The sequence below is a fragment of the Stenotrophomonas sp. YJH_SMC_65 genome, from assembly GCF_059369475.1.
Map to the genome: position 1 here is coordinate 67,056 of NZ_JCAFSR010000015.1, position 15,629 is coordinate 82,684.

13 protein-coding genes are annotated in these 15,629 nt (G+C 68.3%); 5 read left to right on the forward strand and 8 right to left on the reverse strand.

Annotated features, from left to right (window positions below; translation table 11 throughout):
* Positions 1-6: 6 nt before the first annotated feature.
* The 5 genes from AC5P7A_RS20575 to AC5P7A_RS20595 all read right to left on the reverse strand — a co-directional run bounded on the left by AC5P7A_RS20575 (position 7) and on the right by AC5P7A_RS20595 (position 4,996).
* Positions 7-1,416, reverse strand: coding sequence for a Y-family DNA polymerase (locus AC5P7A_RS20575; protein WP_046431214.1), 1,410 nt, complete (start codon positions 1,414-1,416; stop codon positions 7-9).
* 9 nt (positions 1,417-1,425) lie between these two features.
* On the reverse strand, positions 1,426-2,040 hold the full coding sequence (gene imuA, locus AC5P7A_RS20580) for a translesion DNA synthesis-associated protein ImuA (protein ID WP_014647509.1): 615 nt from the start codon (positions 2,038-2,040) through the stop codon (positions 1,426-1,428).
* Positions 2,041-2,259: 219 nt separating this feature from the next.
* Positions 2,260-3,267: a cyclase family protein gene (locus AC5P7A_RS20585; RefSeq protein ID WP_049418880.1), complete on the reverse strand. Its 1,008-nt coding sequence runs from the start codon at positions 3,265-3,267 to the stop codon at positions 2,260-2,262.
* 35 nt (positions 3,268-3,302) lie between these two features.
* Positions 3,303-3,953, reverse strand: coding sequence for a DsbA family oxidoreductase (locus AC5P7A_RS20590; RefSeq protein WP_053496081.1), 651 nt, complete (start codon positions 3,951-3,953; stop codon positions 3,303-3,305).
* Positions 3,954-4,045: 92 nt separating this feature from the next.
* Entirely contained in the window at positions 4,046-4,996 is a 951-nt protein-coding gene (locus tag AC5P7A_RS20595; RefSeq protein WP_014647506.1) for a LysR family transcriptional regulator, read from the reverse strand.
* Positions 4,997-5,128: 132 nt separating this feature from the next.
* Between AC5P7A_RS20595 and AC5P7A_RS20600 the strand changes: the two genes are divergently transcribed.
* Positions 5,129-6,019 carry a sterol desaturase family protein gene (locus AC5P7A_RS20600; protein ID WP_046431202.1) on the forward strand — a complete coding sequence of 297 codons (891 nt, stop codon included), beginning with the start codon at positions 5,129-5,131 and terminating at the stop codon, positions 6,017-6,019.
* Between the two features lie 9 nt (positions 6,020-6,028).
* Here the strand turns inward: AC5P7A_RS20600 and AC5P7A_RS20605 are convergent, their stop codons facing one another.
* Together AC5P7A_RS20605 and AC5P7A_RS20610 are read right to left on the reverse strand one after the other, a co-directional pair.
* Positions 6,029-6,733, reverse strand: coding sequence for an AraC family transcriptional regulator (locus AC5P7A_RS20605; protein WP_343229549.1), 705 nt, complete (start codon positions 6,731-6,733; stop codon positions 6,029-6,031).
* Between the two features lie 183 nt (positions 6,734-6,916).
* Entirely contained in the window at positions 6,917-7,351 is a 435-nt protein-coding gene (locus AC5P7A_RS20610; protein ID WP_014647503.1) for a VOC family protein, read from the reverse strand.
* A 337-nt stretch (positions 7,352-7,688) separates the two neighbouring features.
* Here AC5P7A_RS20610 and AC5P7A_RS20615 point away from each other — a divergent pair, with 337 nt between their 5' ends.
* Positions 7,689-10,484, forward strand: coding sequence for a beta-glucosidase family protein (locus AC5P7A_RS20615; protein WP_227864519.1), 2,796 nt, complete (start codon positions 7,689-7,691; stop codon positions 10,482-10,484).
* Positions 10,485-10,582: 98 nt separating this feature from the next.
* Here AC5P7A_RS20615 and AC5P7A_RS20620 read toward each other — a convergent pair whose 3' ends face one another.
* On the reverse strand, positions 10,583-11,479 hold the full coding sequence (locus tag AC5P7A_RS20620; RefSeq protein WP_164077361.1) for a LysR family transcriptional regulator: 897 nt from the start codon (positions 11,477-11,479) through the stop codon (positions 10,583-10,585).
* A gap of 105 nt (positions 11,480-11,584) precedes the next feature.
* Between AC5P7A_RS20620 and AC5P7A_RS20625 the strand changes: the two genes are divergently transcribed.
* The 3 genes from AC5P7A_RS20625 (at position 11,585) to AC5P7A_RS20635 (ending at position 15,456) form a co-directional block, all read left to right on the forward strand.
* Positions 11,585-12,943: an MFS transporter gene (locus AC5P7A_RS20625; protein WP_142234901.1), complete on the forward strand. Its 1,359-nt coding sequence runs from the start codon at positions 11,585-11,587 to the stop codon at positions 12,941-12,943.
* A complete protein-coding gene (locus AC5P7A_RS20630; RefSeq protein WP_495220556.1) occupies positions 12,943-13,329 on the forward strand; it encodes a DUF4440 domain-containing protein in 387 nt (128 codons plus the stop codon). The genes AC5P7A_RS20625 and AC5P7A_RS20630 overlap by 1 nt, the downstream gene beginning before the upstream one ends.
* A gap of 216 nt (positions 13,330-13,545) precedes the next feature.
* Entirely contained in the window at positions 13,546-15,456 is a 1,911-nt protein-coding gene (locus AC5P7A_RS20635; protein ID WP_495220557.1) for a CocE/NonD family hydrolase, read from the forward strand.
* The last annotated feature ends 173 nt before the right edge of the window (positions 15,457-15,629 follow it).

Genomic DNA, 15,629 nt, shown 5'->3' on the forward strand with positions numbered 1-15,629 from the left:
GGCGGCTCAGCCGAACCAGCCGTGCAGCATCCACGGCGCATGCGGATCGTTGCGCTCACGGAAGGCCCAGCCGCGCTGGCCGTGTGCGGTTTCCACCACGTAGTAGTCGCGGCGTGCGTCGGCCTGGTCCCACCAGCCCGATTCGATCCGCTCCGGCCCGGCGACGATGCGCAGGCGCGGGTCACGCAACGGTTGTGGGGTGTCCAGCAACCAGCCGGGGCGCAGTGGCCAGTACGACGGGGGCTTGGCCGGTGGCTGGGTGCCACTGGCGCGTTCGGGGCGATGGTCGGCCTGCACCGCCAGCGGCTGCACGGCGTCATCACCCAGCCGCGCACGCAGGCGCTCGCGCAGCTGGTTCCAGGGCATCGCCTGCGCCGGCCGGGTATCGAACAGGTCACGCGCGGCGGGCACGAACGGTGGCAGCTGCTCGGCCTGCAGGCGCAGTGCGCGGCTGCCGGCCGGCAGGGCGAACGCTTCCATGCGGTTGCGTGCGATCTCGAACAGCAGCGCAGGATCGCGTTCGGGGGCCAGCAGGCCGATGGTCAGCACGCTGGCCGGCAGCAGGTCGTGCTCGAAATGCAGGTCGAAGCGCTGCACGCCGCCATCGCGCGAACACAGGAAGGCGGCCAGGTCCAGCAGCAGGCGGCGCAGCGGGAACAGCAGGGCCTGGCTGGATTCGATCTCGTATTCGAATTCGATGCGCGCATCGAAACGGTCCGGTGGCTGGTAGTAGCGCAGCGGCGCGGTGGGCAGGCCGCGCAGTGCATCCAGCTGCTGCAGTACCTCCGGTGCGAAGCGCCGGGCCAGGCTGTCACGCGGCAGCTCGAGCACCGCACCCAGCGTGCGCAGGCCGGAACGGCCGAGCACGGTCACCGCGTCGCTGGGCAGGCCGCAGCGCGGCAAGGGTAGCTGTGCCAGTGCCGCTGGCAGCTGCTGCGCATCGATGCCGAGGCCGTCGTGGACGTTGGCCAGCACGCGCGCGGCATGTGCCGTGGGGGCGGCCACCAGGCGGTGGCGGAAACCGAGTTCATGCAGTTCGTTGCGCAGGCGCTTTTCGATCGTCAGCCAGTCACCGAACAGGGCACGGCTGGCGCCGATTTCCAGCACCAGTGCATGCGGGAAATCGAGGCTGACCTGCGAGCTGTAGGCGTAGGCCCAGCTGGCCAGCAGCTGCCGGGTGTGCTGTTCCGCGTCAGGGTCGTAGTCGTGCAGGTGCATGTCCTGCACCAGCACCTGCGCAGCCGACAGCAGCATGCCCGGGCGCAGCCCTGCTGCGCGCGCGGCCGGGCTGACCGCACGCAGCACGCGGCGCTGCGCTGGGCCCTGCAGCAGCACCAGTGGCCGCTGGGGGTCCGGCTGCAGGCGCAGCACGCTGTCCAGCGCCAGCTGCGGCAACAACAGGCAGGCCCAGTGCATGGCGCGGCCTCAGTGGGTGATGGCCAGTGGCAACGGCTGCGCGGGTGGCAGGCCGCCACGGCACTTCAGCACCCTTACCTGGCCGTGGTCGAGCTGCAGGCGCAGGCTGGCCGGGGAGGGGTTGCGCGCTGCCTGCGCCTCGCGGAACACGAAGCCCAGGCACTGGCCGCTGTCGGCGGCGACCTGCAGCCGGCGCAGGGCGCGATCGTCGGCCTGGTGCGGCCAGCACAGCACCGCCGCACAGGCGGCAGAGCGCAGGCATTGTTCGGCCGCCCACAGCGCCTGCTTCGGCGCAGCGTGGATGATCTGCAGCTGGGCCAGATCCAGCCCGGCCGCGGCCCAGGCCGGGGCATGCGGGCGATAGGGTGGGGCGACCAGCACGATCGGGCGGTCGCGCTGGCTCAGCCTGGCCAGCGCCGGCCAGACCAGGGCCAGTTCGCCAACGCCCGGCGCCGCCTGCAGCACCTCGCACAGCCCGCTGGCCGGCCAGCCGCCGCCGGGCAGGCGTGCGTCCAGCGCCGGGTGGCCGCTGGCCAGGTGGTCGCTGGCCGGCCCCTGGCGGGCCGGGCCGCGCCACAACTGGCGGCCGTCCAGCAGCCGGTCGAGGGCGACGACGGCGCCCATCAGCCGGTCCTCCAAGGGAGGCGCCGGGCGGGCTGGAAGCGGCAGGAACGGGCGGAAACGACAGGCATGGAGCGAGTATCGGCGGGCTGGTATCAGGGGCTGAGACCAGACATGCTACTCGCCTTGTGAGTAGAATTACTAATGAAATTGGCGGGCCGGGTTTCAGGTTGCTGAAGTGGAAAAGGAGTGCCGAGCCAGGTCGGCACCCACAGGGCCCGGTTACGGGCGGACCGGCAGCGCGACCGGGCGCAGCGGCGCGGCATCGCCGCCGCGGATCTTCAGCGGGCCGCCAATGAAGGCGAACTCGTAGACCTTGTCGCGGGCCAGTTCATCCAGCGCCACCAGTTCGATGATCGGCGCGCCCTGCTGGGCCAGCAGGTAGGTGTGCAGCGGCACGTAGTCGTCGGCCACCTCCGAGGGGAAGGTCTCGAAGCTCAGGTTGTCGGCGCCGACGATCATCGCGCCGCTGTCCTCAACCAGGAAGCGCGCCGCGTCCAGGCCCATGCCCGGCGGGTTGGCCATGTAGGCCTTGGGCTGTTCGAACAGGCGCATGCGGCCGGTACGGATCAGCACCACATCGCCCTGCTGCAGCTTCACCCGCTGGCGTGCCAGCGCATCCTTCAGGTCCTGGCGGGTGACGCGGTAGCTGTCCGGCAGCATGTCCACGCCCTTGGCGGCGGCCACGTCGATCAGTACGCCACGCGCGATCAGCGGCGGGAATTTCTCGATGCCGGTGACATTCCAGCCACGATCGCCGAGATGCTTGTCGGCCTCGAAGCCGTTCCAGATCTTTCCGTGGATGCCGAAGTGGTTCAGCGCATCGATGTGGGTGCCGGTGTGGCTGTACATCGAGAACGCGGTGCCGGTGTAGCTGCGGGTGAGGTTCATGCTCTCGCCCACGCCCATCGGATCATCCATCACCGTGCCGCGCGGGGTGTGGGTCATCCAGAACTGGTAGTGCGGGTCGCCGGCGTCCTGCCAGCTGGGCATGCCGACGTAGTAGTCGGTGGCCAGGTCATAGGCCTTGCCGCCGCTGACCCGCGACAGGATCGCCGCACGCGAGGCTTCGGTGATCAGGTTGAGCCGGCCGATCTCGTCCTTCGGCCCCCAGGGGCTGGTGCCGACCTGCTGGCCGGAGGGAACGCGTTCGTGCGCGGACACGGTGGTGGACGCCGCAGTGCCGGCCAGTAGCAGGGCCAGCGCGCTGGCCAGGATACGTGGGGTCATGGGGGAATCTCCTTGCAGGGTGGGGAGGGTGCGGCTCAGGCCGCGACCAGGGGCGCCAGGGCCTGGCGCAGTTGCGGCAGCGGCAGGGTCTGCAGGCGCAGGCCGTTGCCGCCGATCACGGTGGGAATGGAGCGGATGCCGAGGGCAGCGGCGTCGGCACGATCGGCCTGCACGTGCTGGCGTACTGCGTCGCTGCGCATGTGGTCAGCGAAGGCACCACGGGGATGGCCCAGTGATTCGGCGATATCCAGCAGCACTTCGGCGTCGCCGATGTTGCGGTGCTGGTGCAGGTGCGCCCATTGCACCGCGTCGAACATTGCGCCATGGGCATCATTGCCGCCGATCAACCCTGCGGCCTGGCAGGCCAGTGCGCCGAGCCAGCCGGAGGGATATTCGAAGTCCTGTGCGCGCATGCCTTCGATATCGATGCGCGCGCTGTCTTCATGCGCGGCGCAGTCGGTCCAGTGGCGCAGGATGATCGCCTTGGCGCGCTCCATCGAGCCGAACACCTCGACCATCTGCGCGCGCGAGTCCTGCAGCACGAAGCTGCGATGGCGCACCTGGATGCCGAGTTCGGCCGAGACCTGCTGCAGGCGCGGGGCCAGCACGAAGCACCAGCCGCAGACCACGTCGTGGAAGAAGTCGACCACCGGCGCGGCGGTGGCGGGGGAAGGAACGGGAGACATCTGCCTGCCATCGGTGAGAGGGGAGGCGGCAGATTAGGCAGCGCGGTGGGGCCGAAACAGCGCGCCGTGGGCAGCTCAGTTTTCGCTGGCGGTTACGAATCCAGGCCGGCGCAGCGGGGCAGCTCGGCGTGCAGGAAATCGATGAAGGCACGCACCTTGGGTTGCAGGTGGCGCGACGTGGGATAGACCGCATGCACGAAGCGTGGCGGATAGCGGTGGTCGGGCAGCACCTGTTGGAGTTCGCCACGGGCCAGCGCTGGTGCCGCCAGGAACGAGGGCAGGGCGCCGATGCCCATGCCGGCCACCAGCAGGTCGCGCAGCAGCAGGCTGTTGTTGACGGTGACGCGTGCCGGCAGGGTGATGGTCACCTGCCCATCCGGGCCGAGCAGCGGCCAGCTGCCGGGGGAGTCGGACAGGCTGTAGGCCAGCACACTGTGCACCTGCAGATCGTCCACCGACTGCGGTGCTGGACGCTGCCGCAGGTAGGACGGGGCAGCGCACAGCACCTGTTGCAGCGAGGCAAGCCGGCGCGCCACCAGTCGCGAGTCGTCCAGCTCGGCACGCAGCCGCAACGACACATCGAAACCCTCACCGACCGCATCGAGCAGGCGATCTTCCATCACCAGGTCCAGCGACAGCTGTGGATGCTGTTGAAGGAAGCGTGGCAGCAGCGGCGACAGCGTGCTCAGTGCGAACGACTGCGGTGCATTGACACGCAGGCGCCCGGCCACCTCGCCACGCTGTTCGGCGATGCCACGTTCCAATGCGTCCAATTCGTCGAGCAGGCGGCAGCATTCGCGGTAATAGGCGTGGCCGGTCTCGGTCAGGCTCATGCGCCGCGTGGTCCGCTGCAGCAGCACCACGCCCAGGTGCGTTTCCAGCGCGCGCAACTGCTTGCTCAGCCCGGCCGGCGACATGCCCAGGTCTTCGGCAGCGCGGGCCAGCCCGCCGCGTTCGACGATGCGGCGGAAGGCGCGCATCAGGTTGAAGGAATCCATGCCGGTACCGGGCGCGATGAGGGCGCCATTGTAGATCCACGCCATCCGTGGGTGGGGGAAACGCGGTGTCGGCCAAAGGGGGGATATCCACCGAGACGGGGCGGGTTGCGCCGTTTGTTCAAGCGCGCAACCGTCGTGCCGCGCCAGCATGCAGGCCCCTCACGTTCCGGGTTGCCCATGAAACACTGGATCCTCCGCCTGTATGCCCCGTTGTTCCTGCTCGGTTTCGTTGCCGCCGCCGTCGTCTGGGTCGGCCACCTCCATGGCGATCCGCTATGGCTGCTGGCCTTGCTGGCGGTCGCCATCGCGGTTTCGTTCGCTGCCGAACGTGCCTGGCCGTATGACCCCGCGTTCAACCACGACCACGGCGACAGTCTGCGTGACACCCTGCATGCACTGGTCAACGAAAGCCTGAACCTGCTGTCGATCGCTGCGGTGCCGCTGCTGGCAGCGCTCCTTCCGTGGCAGCTGTGGCCGCTGCAGTGGCCGTTCGTTCTGCAGGTACTGCTGGCCATCGTCTGCGCCGACCTTGGCATTACCCTGGTGCACTACGCCAGCCATCGCATCGGCTGGCTGTGGCGGTTGCACGCGGTGCATCACAGCGTCACCCGCATGTACGGCTTCAACGGCTTGATGAAGCATCCGCTGCACCAGGCGGCCGAAGCAGTGGGCGGCGTACTGCCGCTGCTGCTGTTGGGCCTGCCGATGCCGGTGGCTGCGGTGCTGGCCTTCGCCATTGCCATCCAGCTGCTGCTGCAGCACTCCAACGTGGACATGCGCCCGGGCCTGCTGGGCCGGGTGATGGCGTGGGCACCGCTGCACCGCTTCCACCACATGCGTTACGGCAACGCTGGCGACGTCAACTTCGGCCTGTTCCTGACCGTCTGGGATCACCTGCTGGGGACCGCCTTCGATGCGCCGGGCTATCGGCTGCAGCAGCGCGACCTCGGCATCGGCAGCCAACCGGACTATCCGCGCGATTATCCGGGACAGCTGCTGGCGCCGTTCCGCGAACTGCCGCATGGCGAGGTGCCGGAGCTGCCGGAAGGTCTGCGCAGGCGCGGATGATGGGCCGTGTCAGGCCGCGTGAAGCTGCAGGCCCTGCAGCTGCGCGGCACCGATACCGAACATGCGGCGCAGGCTGCGCGACAGATGGGCCAGATCGGCGAATCCAGCGGCATGCGCACTGTCGGTCAGGGTGTGCCCGCGCAGATGATGCATGAGTGCGCGGCGCAGCCGCTGCCACAGCACCCAGCCGCGCAGGGTCACCGCCAGATCAGACTGGAAACGCCGGTGCAGCTGGCTGGTCGACAGGTGCGCCGCCCCGGCGATATCGGCGGCCGGCACCGGGCCGGGCAGGTGCTGGGCGATACGGGCCAATGCCGCCTGCACGCGGCGGTCCAACGGTTGCGGGCGGCTCAGCCGGGGCAGCCAGCCGTGCAGTTCCAGCGCGTTGCCCGGCAGTGCGTGCAGGTATTGCTGGATCTGTGCGGGATTGGCATGCGTCGGCTCAAGGAACACCGTGCAGCCTGCTTCTGGCGCTAACAGGATCGCGTGCGGCTGGAATGACGGCAGCCACAGCCGCTGGCCTTGCTGCTGCACGCCATCGACCTCGACCTTCCAGGCTGCGCCATCGCTGAGCAGCAGTTGATGGGCGTAGTGCGCGTGCGCGGCGCTGTCACCGGCATGACCCTGCAGCACGGCCACGTGAGCATCCAGCAGCAACGTGCCATTCCAGGGCAGGGCGGGGGAGGACATTGAGGGATTGTAGATCCACGCCATGCGTGGATGAATCTCAATCGAAATCGATTATTTCGACAGACGGATTCACGGCGTCCCCGCAACCGGCCCCCACCCCCGCCAACCCACAGGAAGCCCGCTTTTGCTCCGGCTGTTGCTTCTGAGGTTGCCGGCCAGCGGCCGGCACTACCGCGGGTGCCGGGCGCCGCCCGGCCGTGCGCCCCCTCAGCGCCCGTGCGGATCCGGCCGGTGATGCACGTATTCAACCACGGTGCCATCGGGATGCACCGCATTGAACGCCGCCCCGGTCGGGACTACCTGCAGCGGGAAGATGATCTCGGCGCCGGCGGCGACCAGTTTGTCGTGATAGGGCCGAACGTCATCGACCAGCAGTGTCCCCGTGGTCGAGGTGAACGGTGCCAGTGCCGCCTGGCTGCCTTCGATCAGCAGGAAGGCGCCGACCATCGCCAGGCGCAGCCCGGCTTCCGGGAACGGGAACCCCGCATCGGCTACCACGCCCTGCAACTGCTCGTAGAACGCCACGCTGCGCTCCAGCTCGCCCGGGGCCACGAACACCCGGATCAGCACGCGCGGTGCGCGCTGGCTGGAGGTGTCACAGCGGTCGCGCCAGAGATGATCGAAGTCGCGATGTACGGTCATGGGCTCGATTCGTGGCCAGGGATCTCCATTATCAGCAGCCTCGCGCGGCGCGCTGATGACCGCCAGTGATGGACTGATAACCATTGGCCGGGTTGCCCCTGTGACTTAGGTCCTGTTGACAGGTGTGAACGCCCTCGCACAATCTTCACAGGATTGGGTCGCCCTGCGCGGCCCGGGCAGGCAGGTTGTCACGCCGGGAGGAGGGTCCCGCGCGCAGACCGGCCCGTCCATCGGCCTGCGGGGCGTTGCCTGGCAACCCCTGCGCGGCATGAACGCTGCACCCTTCGGCGGCACTTTCCCTGGACCGATTGCCTTGGCAACGGAATTACGCCTGCCGATGAAAACGTTTACAAAACCGCTTGCACTGTCTCTGGCCCTGTCTGCCGCACTGGCCGCTCCGGCCTGGGCCGACCCGACCGCGTTCACTGTGCTGACCCTGGAACAGGCGCCCCACGCCGAGGCGATGCCGGCGCTGGCCGCGCAACTGAAGAGCCTGAAGGTGGACGCGGTGAGCGTGCGCCAGGTGCAGCGCGGCATCGGCCAGGTCGATCCGCTGCAGGTGCTGGCCGATGGCCTGGGCTACGAGTACCGCTTCATTGCCGCCGGCAAGGACGATGGCCAGACCCAGCGCGGCCAGGCTGTTCTGACCCGGCTGCCGATCGCCGCTGAATCCGGCCCCGACCAGCCGGGCCTGAACTACCTGCGCCTGGACGACGGCCGCCACACTGTGGCGGTCTATACCGATGCCGGTGCAGGTGCGGCGCAGCTGCCGGCGCTGGTCACCCGTTCGCGGCTGGGTGCACCGGCGGTGCTGCTCGGCGCGGTGGCCGGTGAATCGGCCAAGGCCGCAGGCTTCGATCCGGCGCGTGTGGCGCTGGAAGCCGATGCCAGCTATTTCAGCGACGGCTTCCAGGCCGCCAGCAGCGCGCCGTTCAAGGTGGAAGGCAGCACGCTGCGTGCCACCCTGCTGACCCTGGCCTATGCCGCCGACAAGCACGGCAACACGCCGTGGATGGACACCACGCTCAACGCCGATGCGCGCGCTGCGCTGCTGCTGAAGGCGATGACCGAGGATGAGAAGTTCCAGATGCTGCACAGCTACTTCGGGCTGGGCAAGGACGGCGGCCCACTGCCGGAAGGTGCGGTCGGTTCGGCCGGCTTCGTGCCGGGCGTACCGCGGCTGGGCATCCCGTCGCAGCAGTCGGCCGACGCCGGTGTCGGCGTGACCAATCCGGGGGGCATCCGCCCGGGCGACTTCGCCACGGCGATGCCATCGGGCCCGTCCACCGCATCGAGCTGGAACCGCGAAGTTGCCTTCGCCGGTGGCGCCACGATGGGCCGCGAGGCGTGGCAGCAGCGCTTCAATATCCTGCTGTCGGGCAGCGTCAACCTGCAGCGTGACCCGCGCAACGGCCGCAACTTCGAGTACGCCGGCGAAGACCCGCTGCTGGCCGGCTCGATGGTTGGCGCGCTGATCCAGGGCGTGCAGAGCCAGCACGTGATCTCCTCGATGAAGCACTTCGCGCTGAACGACATGGAGACCCGTCGCAACTTCCACGACGTGCGCATTGGCGAACAGGCCATGCACGAGTCGGACCTGTTGGCCTTCGAGATCGCGCTGGATGCCGGTCGCCCGGGCGTGGCGATGTGCTCGTACAACAAGATCAACGGCACCTACGGCTGCGAGAACGGCTACCTGATGAACCAGGTGCTGAAGCAGGAATGGAAGTTCCCCGGTTTCGTGATGTCCGACTGGGGTGGCGTGCACAGTGGCTCGAAGGCTGCGCTGGCCGGCCTGGACCAGCAGTCGGCCGGTGAGGTGTTCGACGCGGCGGTGTTCTTCGATGAACCGCTGCGCCTGGCCGTGCATGGCGGCGTGGTGCCGCAGGCGCGCCTGAACGACATGGTGGCGCGCATCCTGCGCACGATGTTCCTGCATGGCAACTTCGACAACCCGCCGCAGCACCAGAAGGTGGATGCCGAGGCCGGCTTCGCCGTTGCCCAGCGCACGGTGGAGGAGGGCAGCGTACTGCTGCGCAATGAGGGCAACCTGTTGCCGCTGGCCGACAGCGTGAAGCGCATCGTCATCATCGGCGGCCATGCCGACAAGGGCGTGATCGGTGGCGGTGGTTCATCGATGGTGGGCGTGACCGCCAAGGGCACCAACGCGGTGCCCGGCGTGATGCCGACCACCTGGCCGGGCCCGGTGATCTTCCATCCGTCCTCGCCGCTGGAATCGCTGCGTGCGGCGCGCCCGGACGCGACTATCACGTATGTGGATGGCACCAACGCCGCTGCTGCGGCCAAGGCGGCCGCGCAGGCGGATGTGGCCATCGTGTTTGCCACGCAGTGGGCCGCCGAATCGGTGGACCTGCCGGACATGCAGCTGCCGGACAACCAGGATGCCCTGATCTCGGCAGTGGCCAAGGCCAACCCGAAGACCGTGCTGGTGCTGGAAACCAACGGCCCGGTGCGCACACCGTGGCTGGCGCAGGTGCCGGCGATGCTGCAGGCCTGGTACCCGGGCATCCGCGGTGGCGAAGGCATTGCCGCACTGCTGACCGGCCAGGTCAATCCGTCCGGCCGCCTGCCGGTGACCTGGGTGACGGACGAATCGCAGCTGCCGCGCCCGCACATCGACGGCCTCGGCTTCAAGCCGGCCAAGCCGTTCGGTGATGTGTTCGATTTCGATATCGAAGGCGCCAACGTCGGCTACAAGTGGATGGCGGCCAAGGGCCTGACCCCGACCTTCGCCTTTGGCCATGGCCTGTCCTACACCTCGTTCGCCTATGACAACCTGAAGGTGAGCGTGGAAGGTTCGCGCCTGGTCGCCAGCGTCGACATCCGCAACACCGGCAAGCGCGCCGGTGCCGACGTGGCCCAGCTGTACCTGAAGCTGCCGGCCGGCAGCACCACGCCGATCCGCCTGATCGGCTATGACAAGGTGACCCTGCAGCCGGGCGAACAGCGCCGCATCCGCATCGAAGCCGAGCCGAAGACGCTGGCCCACTACGATGCACAGGCGCGCCAGTGGAAGATCGACGGTGGCACCTACCAGGTGCAGCTGTCGCGCAACGCCGCCGAACCGCTGCAGACGGTGGACGTGCAGCTGGTGGAGCAGGTGCTGCGCTGAGGCTTGAAGGCACGGCCCGCAAGGGCCGTGCCTGAAAAAGGGGACGGAGGGGATTAAGTCGTTTATGCATAAACGACTTAATCCCCTCCGTCCCCTTTTCATATGGCGAACCACCCGCGCAGGAAATCGATCAGCTGCCGCACCTTCGGCGAGGGCTGCGTGCTGTGCGGGTAGACCGCGTACACGCTCTGCTGCGGGAAGCGGTGCTGGCGCAGCACCGGGCGCAGGCGGTCCCGGGCCAGGTCGTCCTCGATCAGCCAGCGTGGCAGCACGGTGACCCCGGCGCCGGCCACGGCGAAGGCGCGCAGGCTGCTGGCACCATCCACGCGCACCACTGCATTGCCCGGATTGGTGGCAAACAAGGCGTCGCTGCCGTCGGGCGCGACCACCGGCACGTCGGCCAGGCGCGGGTAACCCAGGCGGGGCAGGGTGCCCAGTTGCACGGGGTCGTTGGCCGCATCGGCAGAGGGCAGGCGTGCCAGCAGGGACGGAGCCGCCACCGCGCACAGCGGGTGCCGTTCCAGTTCACTGGCATGCAGGCCCGAATCGGGCAGACGGCCAAGACGGATCGCCAGGTCGAAGCGCTCGGGAATAAGGTCTGCCGGCGCGGGAGACGTGGACAGGTGCAGCTGCAGGGCCGGATGCCGCGCACGGAAGGCTTCCAGTGCGGGAATCAGGCGAAGCTGCGCGTACTCCGGGGTGGTGGTCAGGCGCAGCACACCCTGCAGCTGGTGCTGGTCGCGCCGCGCGGCATCGATTGCCGCCTGCGCGGCATCCAGCGCCTGTACGCAGTGCTGCAGGAACTGTTCGCCAGCGTCGGTCAGGGCCAGGTGGCGGGTACTGCGCAGCAGCAGGGTCACGCCCAGCTCCTGCTCCAGCCGTTTCAGGTTGAAGCTGACCACCGCACGGCTCAGGCCGAGCCGATCGGCCGCTGCGGTCAGGCTGCCGGCCTCGACCACGGCACGGAAGATATCGAAGCGATCGAGACTGACCATGGCGGTTCATTGTCAAAAAAGATTTGACAGTGTTGCAGGTGTTGTCGTGTTTTTCCAACAGCTCCCGGGCGGCATGCTGGCGGTCTCTCTGCTGGAGCACCGCCGATGCCGTCCCCCCGCCTGCGCCATGAGGCGATCTTCCTGCTGGTGTTCGCCCTGGATCTGGTCAACATGTTCATCGCCACGGTGGCCTATCCGGCACTGGCAGCGGAACTGCACGCTGATGTCGGTACCCTGGCCTGGGTGGGCACCGCCTACATGCTGGGCCTGAGCGTGGTGATTCCGCTGGCGCCCTGGTTGGCCGCGCGCTGTGGTGAGCGTCGCCTGCTGCTGGTGGCGTTGCTGTTGTTCGCGGTTGCCGCTGTGCTGGCCGGCGCCGCACCGGGTATCGGCTGGCTGCTGGGCTGGCGCCTGCTGCAGGGGCTGGCCGGTGGCCTGCTGATTCCGGTGGCACAGGCGGCAGCGTACCGACAATGCACGCCGGACCAGCGTGGTGCGCTGACCCGCCGCATCCTGCTGGTGGCGCTGCTGGTGCCCGCACTGGCGCCGGCGCTGGGCGGGTTGCTGGTGCAGTGGTTGTCCTGGCGCGGCGTGCTCTGGGCCAGCCTGCCGTTGGCGGTGGTGGCGATCAGCCTGGTGCTGGCCTGGATGCCGGCCGATGGCGCGCGCAGTGCGCCGCGCCTGCAGGCCTATGCGCTGTCCACCGCGATGCTGGCGCTGGGCGCGCTGCTGCTGGCGTTGACCTGGCTGGGTGAACCCGGCCATCGGGCCGCCGGTGCCGTACTGCTGTTGATCGCAATGCTGTTGGCGGCGGCCCACCTGCGGCATGCACGGCAGCAGGCGCAGCCCCTGCTGCGCTGGTCGCTGCTGTCCCATCGGGGCCTGCGCCTGGCGATGCTGGTCTATCTGGCAGTGCCCGGTGTGTTCATCGGCAGCCAGCTGGTCAGTACCCTGCAGCTGCACCAGGCCGGTTACAGCGCGGCACGCATCGGCGCGTTGATGCTGCCCTGGGCGCTGGCCTCGGCCATTGCGATCACGGCCAGCAAGCGCCTGCTGGCGCGCTTCGGCCCGGCCACGGTACTGCGTACGGGCATGCTCCTGCAGGCCAGCGGCCTGCTGTTGATGGCGCTGCTGCCGCAGCCGGCCTTCGCGTTGGCCGGGCTGCTGTTCGCGCTGATGGGCGCCGGCGGCAGCCTGTGCAGCAGCACCGCGCAGACGCTGGCCTTCCATGGGGTCGAGGGCGAAGCATTGGGCGATGCCAGCGCACTCTGGAACCTCAACCGCCAGCTCAGCTTCTGCCTGGGCACCGCGGCCATCGCGCTGCTGCTGGCATTGGCCATGCAATGGCTGCCGGCCCACGCCACCGGCATGGCGCTGGGTCTGGCCGCGGTACTGACCCTGCTGCCGATGGCGCTGCTGCGCCGGCCGCAGTTGCTCACCCTTTCGCAACCGGAGAACATCTGATGGATACCACCGCAGAACATGAAATCCACCACCTGCACGACAAGCTGCAGGCCTGGTTCCGTGCCGATGTCGGCGCCGATGCGCTGGAGGATCTGATGGCGCACTTCAGCGCGGACTTCAGCATGGTCGGCATCGCGGGTCGCCGATTGGATCGGCAAGCCGTGCAGGCGTTGTTCGCGGGCGGTCACGGGGCGCGCCCCGGGCTGCGGATTTCCATCGACGCCGTGCACGCGGTGGAAGCGCCTTCACCGCTGGCGGTGCTGCGCTATCGCGAAGGGCATTCGCTCGATGGCAGCACGCCTGCATGGCGGGAGTCACTGGCGGTGCTGCGGCAGGAAGAGGGTCGCTGGCGCTGGCTGGCACTGCATGAGGTGGTGGTGGCCTGATGTTGTAGAGCCGAGCCTACGCTCGGCTGCTCTTCGGGTAGGTCGCGGCGGTCTGAGCCGAGCGTGGGCTCGGCTCTACAGGACGCACTGCTCCCACATTGGCCGCACATGTGCCATCAGTCCTGCCTGCATCCACCGCAGAATGCAAAGCCCGCACACACTTCATGGCTCGGGGCAGGAGTAGGCTTGGAGCTTTCCTGCCGGGAGGGGTTGTCCATGCGTATGCGTGCCGTCGCTGTAGCCATTGCCCTTTGCCTGTCCAGCGCCGTGCTGGCCGCCGATACCCCGCCGATGACCCCGGACATCAGCGGCAAGCCCTTCGTTGCCCCCGATGTCGGTCGTGACTACGACAAGCGCGTGGTGATGGTGCCGATGCGTGATGGCACCAAGCTGTATACGGTGATCGTGGTGCCCAAGGGTGCCCGCAATGCCCCGATCCTGCTGACCCGCACCCCCTACGACGCTGCTGGCCGTGCCAACCGCAGTGACTCGCCGCGCATGCGCGACCTGCTGCCACAGGGCGACGAGGTGTTCGTCGACGGCGGCTACATCCGCGTGTTCCAGGACATCCGTGGCAAGTACGGCTCCGAAGGCGATTACGTGATGACCCGGCCGCTGCGCGGGCCGTTGAACAACACCAAGGTGGATCACTCAACCGACGCCTGGGACACCATCGACTGGCTGGTGAAGAATGTGCCGGAGAGTAACGGCAAGGTCGGCATGCTCGGCTCGTCGTACGAGGGTTTCACCGTGGTGATGGCGCTGACCGACCCGCACCCGGCACTGAAGGTGGCCGCGCCGCAGAGCCCGATGGTCGATGGCTGGATGGGTGACGACTGGCTCAACTACGGTGCGTTCCGCCAGGTCAACTTCAACTATTTCGCAATGCAGACCGAGAAGCGCGGCAAGGGCACGCCGCTGCCCAGCCTCGGCTATGACGACTACAGCACCTTCCTGCGCCTCGGTTCGGCCGGTGACTACGCGCGTTTCACCGGCGTGGACCAGCTGACCTGGTGGAAGAAGCTGGTCGAGCACCCGGCCTATGATGGTTTCTGGCAGGGCCAGGCGCTGGACGCGGTGATGGCCAAGACACCGTTGAAGGTGCCGACCATGTGGCTGCAGGGCCTGTGGGACCAGGAAGACATGTGGGGTGCCAACCACGCCTACCAGGCGATGGAAGGGCGCGACAGCGGCAACAACCGCAACTATCTGGTGATGGGCCCGTGGCGGCACAGCCAGGTGAACTACGGCGGCAGCGAGCTGGGTGCGCTGAAGTTCGATGGCGATACCGCGCTACAGTTCCGTCGCGATGTGCTCAAGCCGTTCTTCGACCAGTACCTGGTGGATGGCGTGCCGACGGCCGATACGCCGCCGGTGCTGATCTACAACACCGGCGAAAACCACTGGGACCGCCTGAAGGGTTGGCCGCGCAGCTGCGACAAGGGCTGTGCCGCCAGCAGCAAGCCGCTGTACCTGCGCGCCGGCGGCAAGCTGGCGTTCCAGGCACCGGCGGCGGGCGAGGGGGACTTCGAGGAATACGTGTCCGACCCGGCCAAGCCGGTACCGTTCGTGCCGCGCCCGGTCCGCTTCGGCGACCGCGACATGTGGACCACCTGGCTGGTCAAGGACCAGCGATTCGTTGATGGCCGCCCGGACGTGCTGACCTTCATCACCGAACCGCTGACCGCGCCGCTGCGCATTGGCGGCGCGCCGGTGGTGCACCTGCAGGCTTCGACCAGTGGCACCGACAGCGACTGGGTGGTGAAGCTGATCGACGTGTATCCGGACCAGGAAGCGTCGACGCCGGAGATGGGTGGCTACGAGCTGCCGGTGTCGCTGGCGATCTTCCGTGGCCGTTACCGCGAAAGCTTCAGCGATCCGAAGCCGCTGGCCGCCAACCAGGTGCTGCCGTACCGCTTCGACCTGCCCAACGCCAACCACACCTTCCAGAAGGGCCATCGGGTGATGGTGCAGGTGCAGTCCAGCCTGTTCCCCCTGTATGACCGCAATCCGCAGACCTACGTGCCGAACATCTACCTGGCCAAGCCGGGCGATTACCAGAAGGCCACGCAGCGGGTCTGGCACAGCGCAGCGCAGGCCAGTTACATCGATCTGCCGGTGTATTGAGGTTGATGAGTACGCCGGGTGCGCGATGCCCGGCGGCGGTAGTGCCGGCCGCTGGCCGGCATCCGCGACGGCGCGAGAGCGTGTCGACCAAGGTCGACACCTACCGGGGCTGAGTCATGACATGTCGAATCGGGCGGCTTTGGTAGTGCCGGCCGCTGGCCGGCATCCGCGAC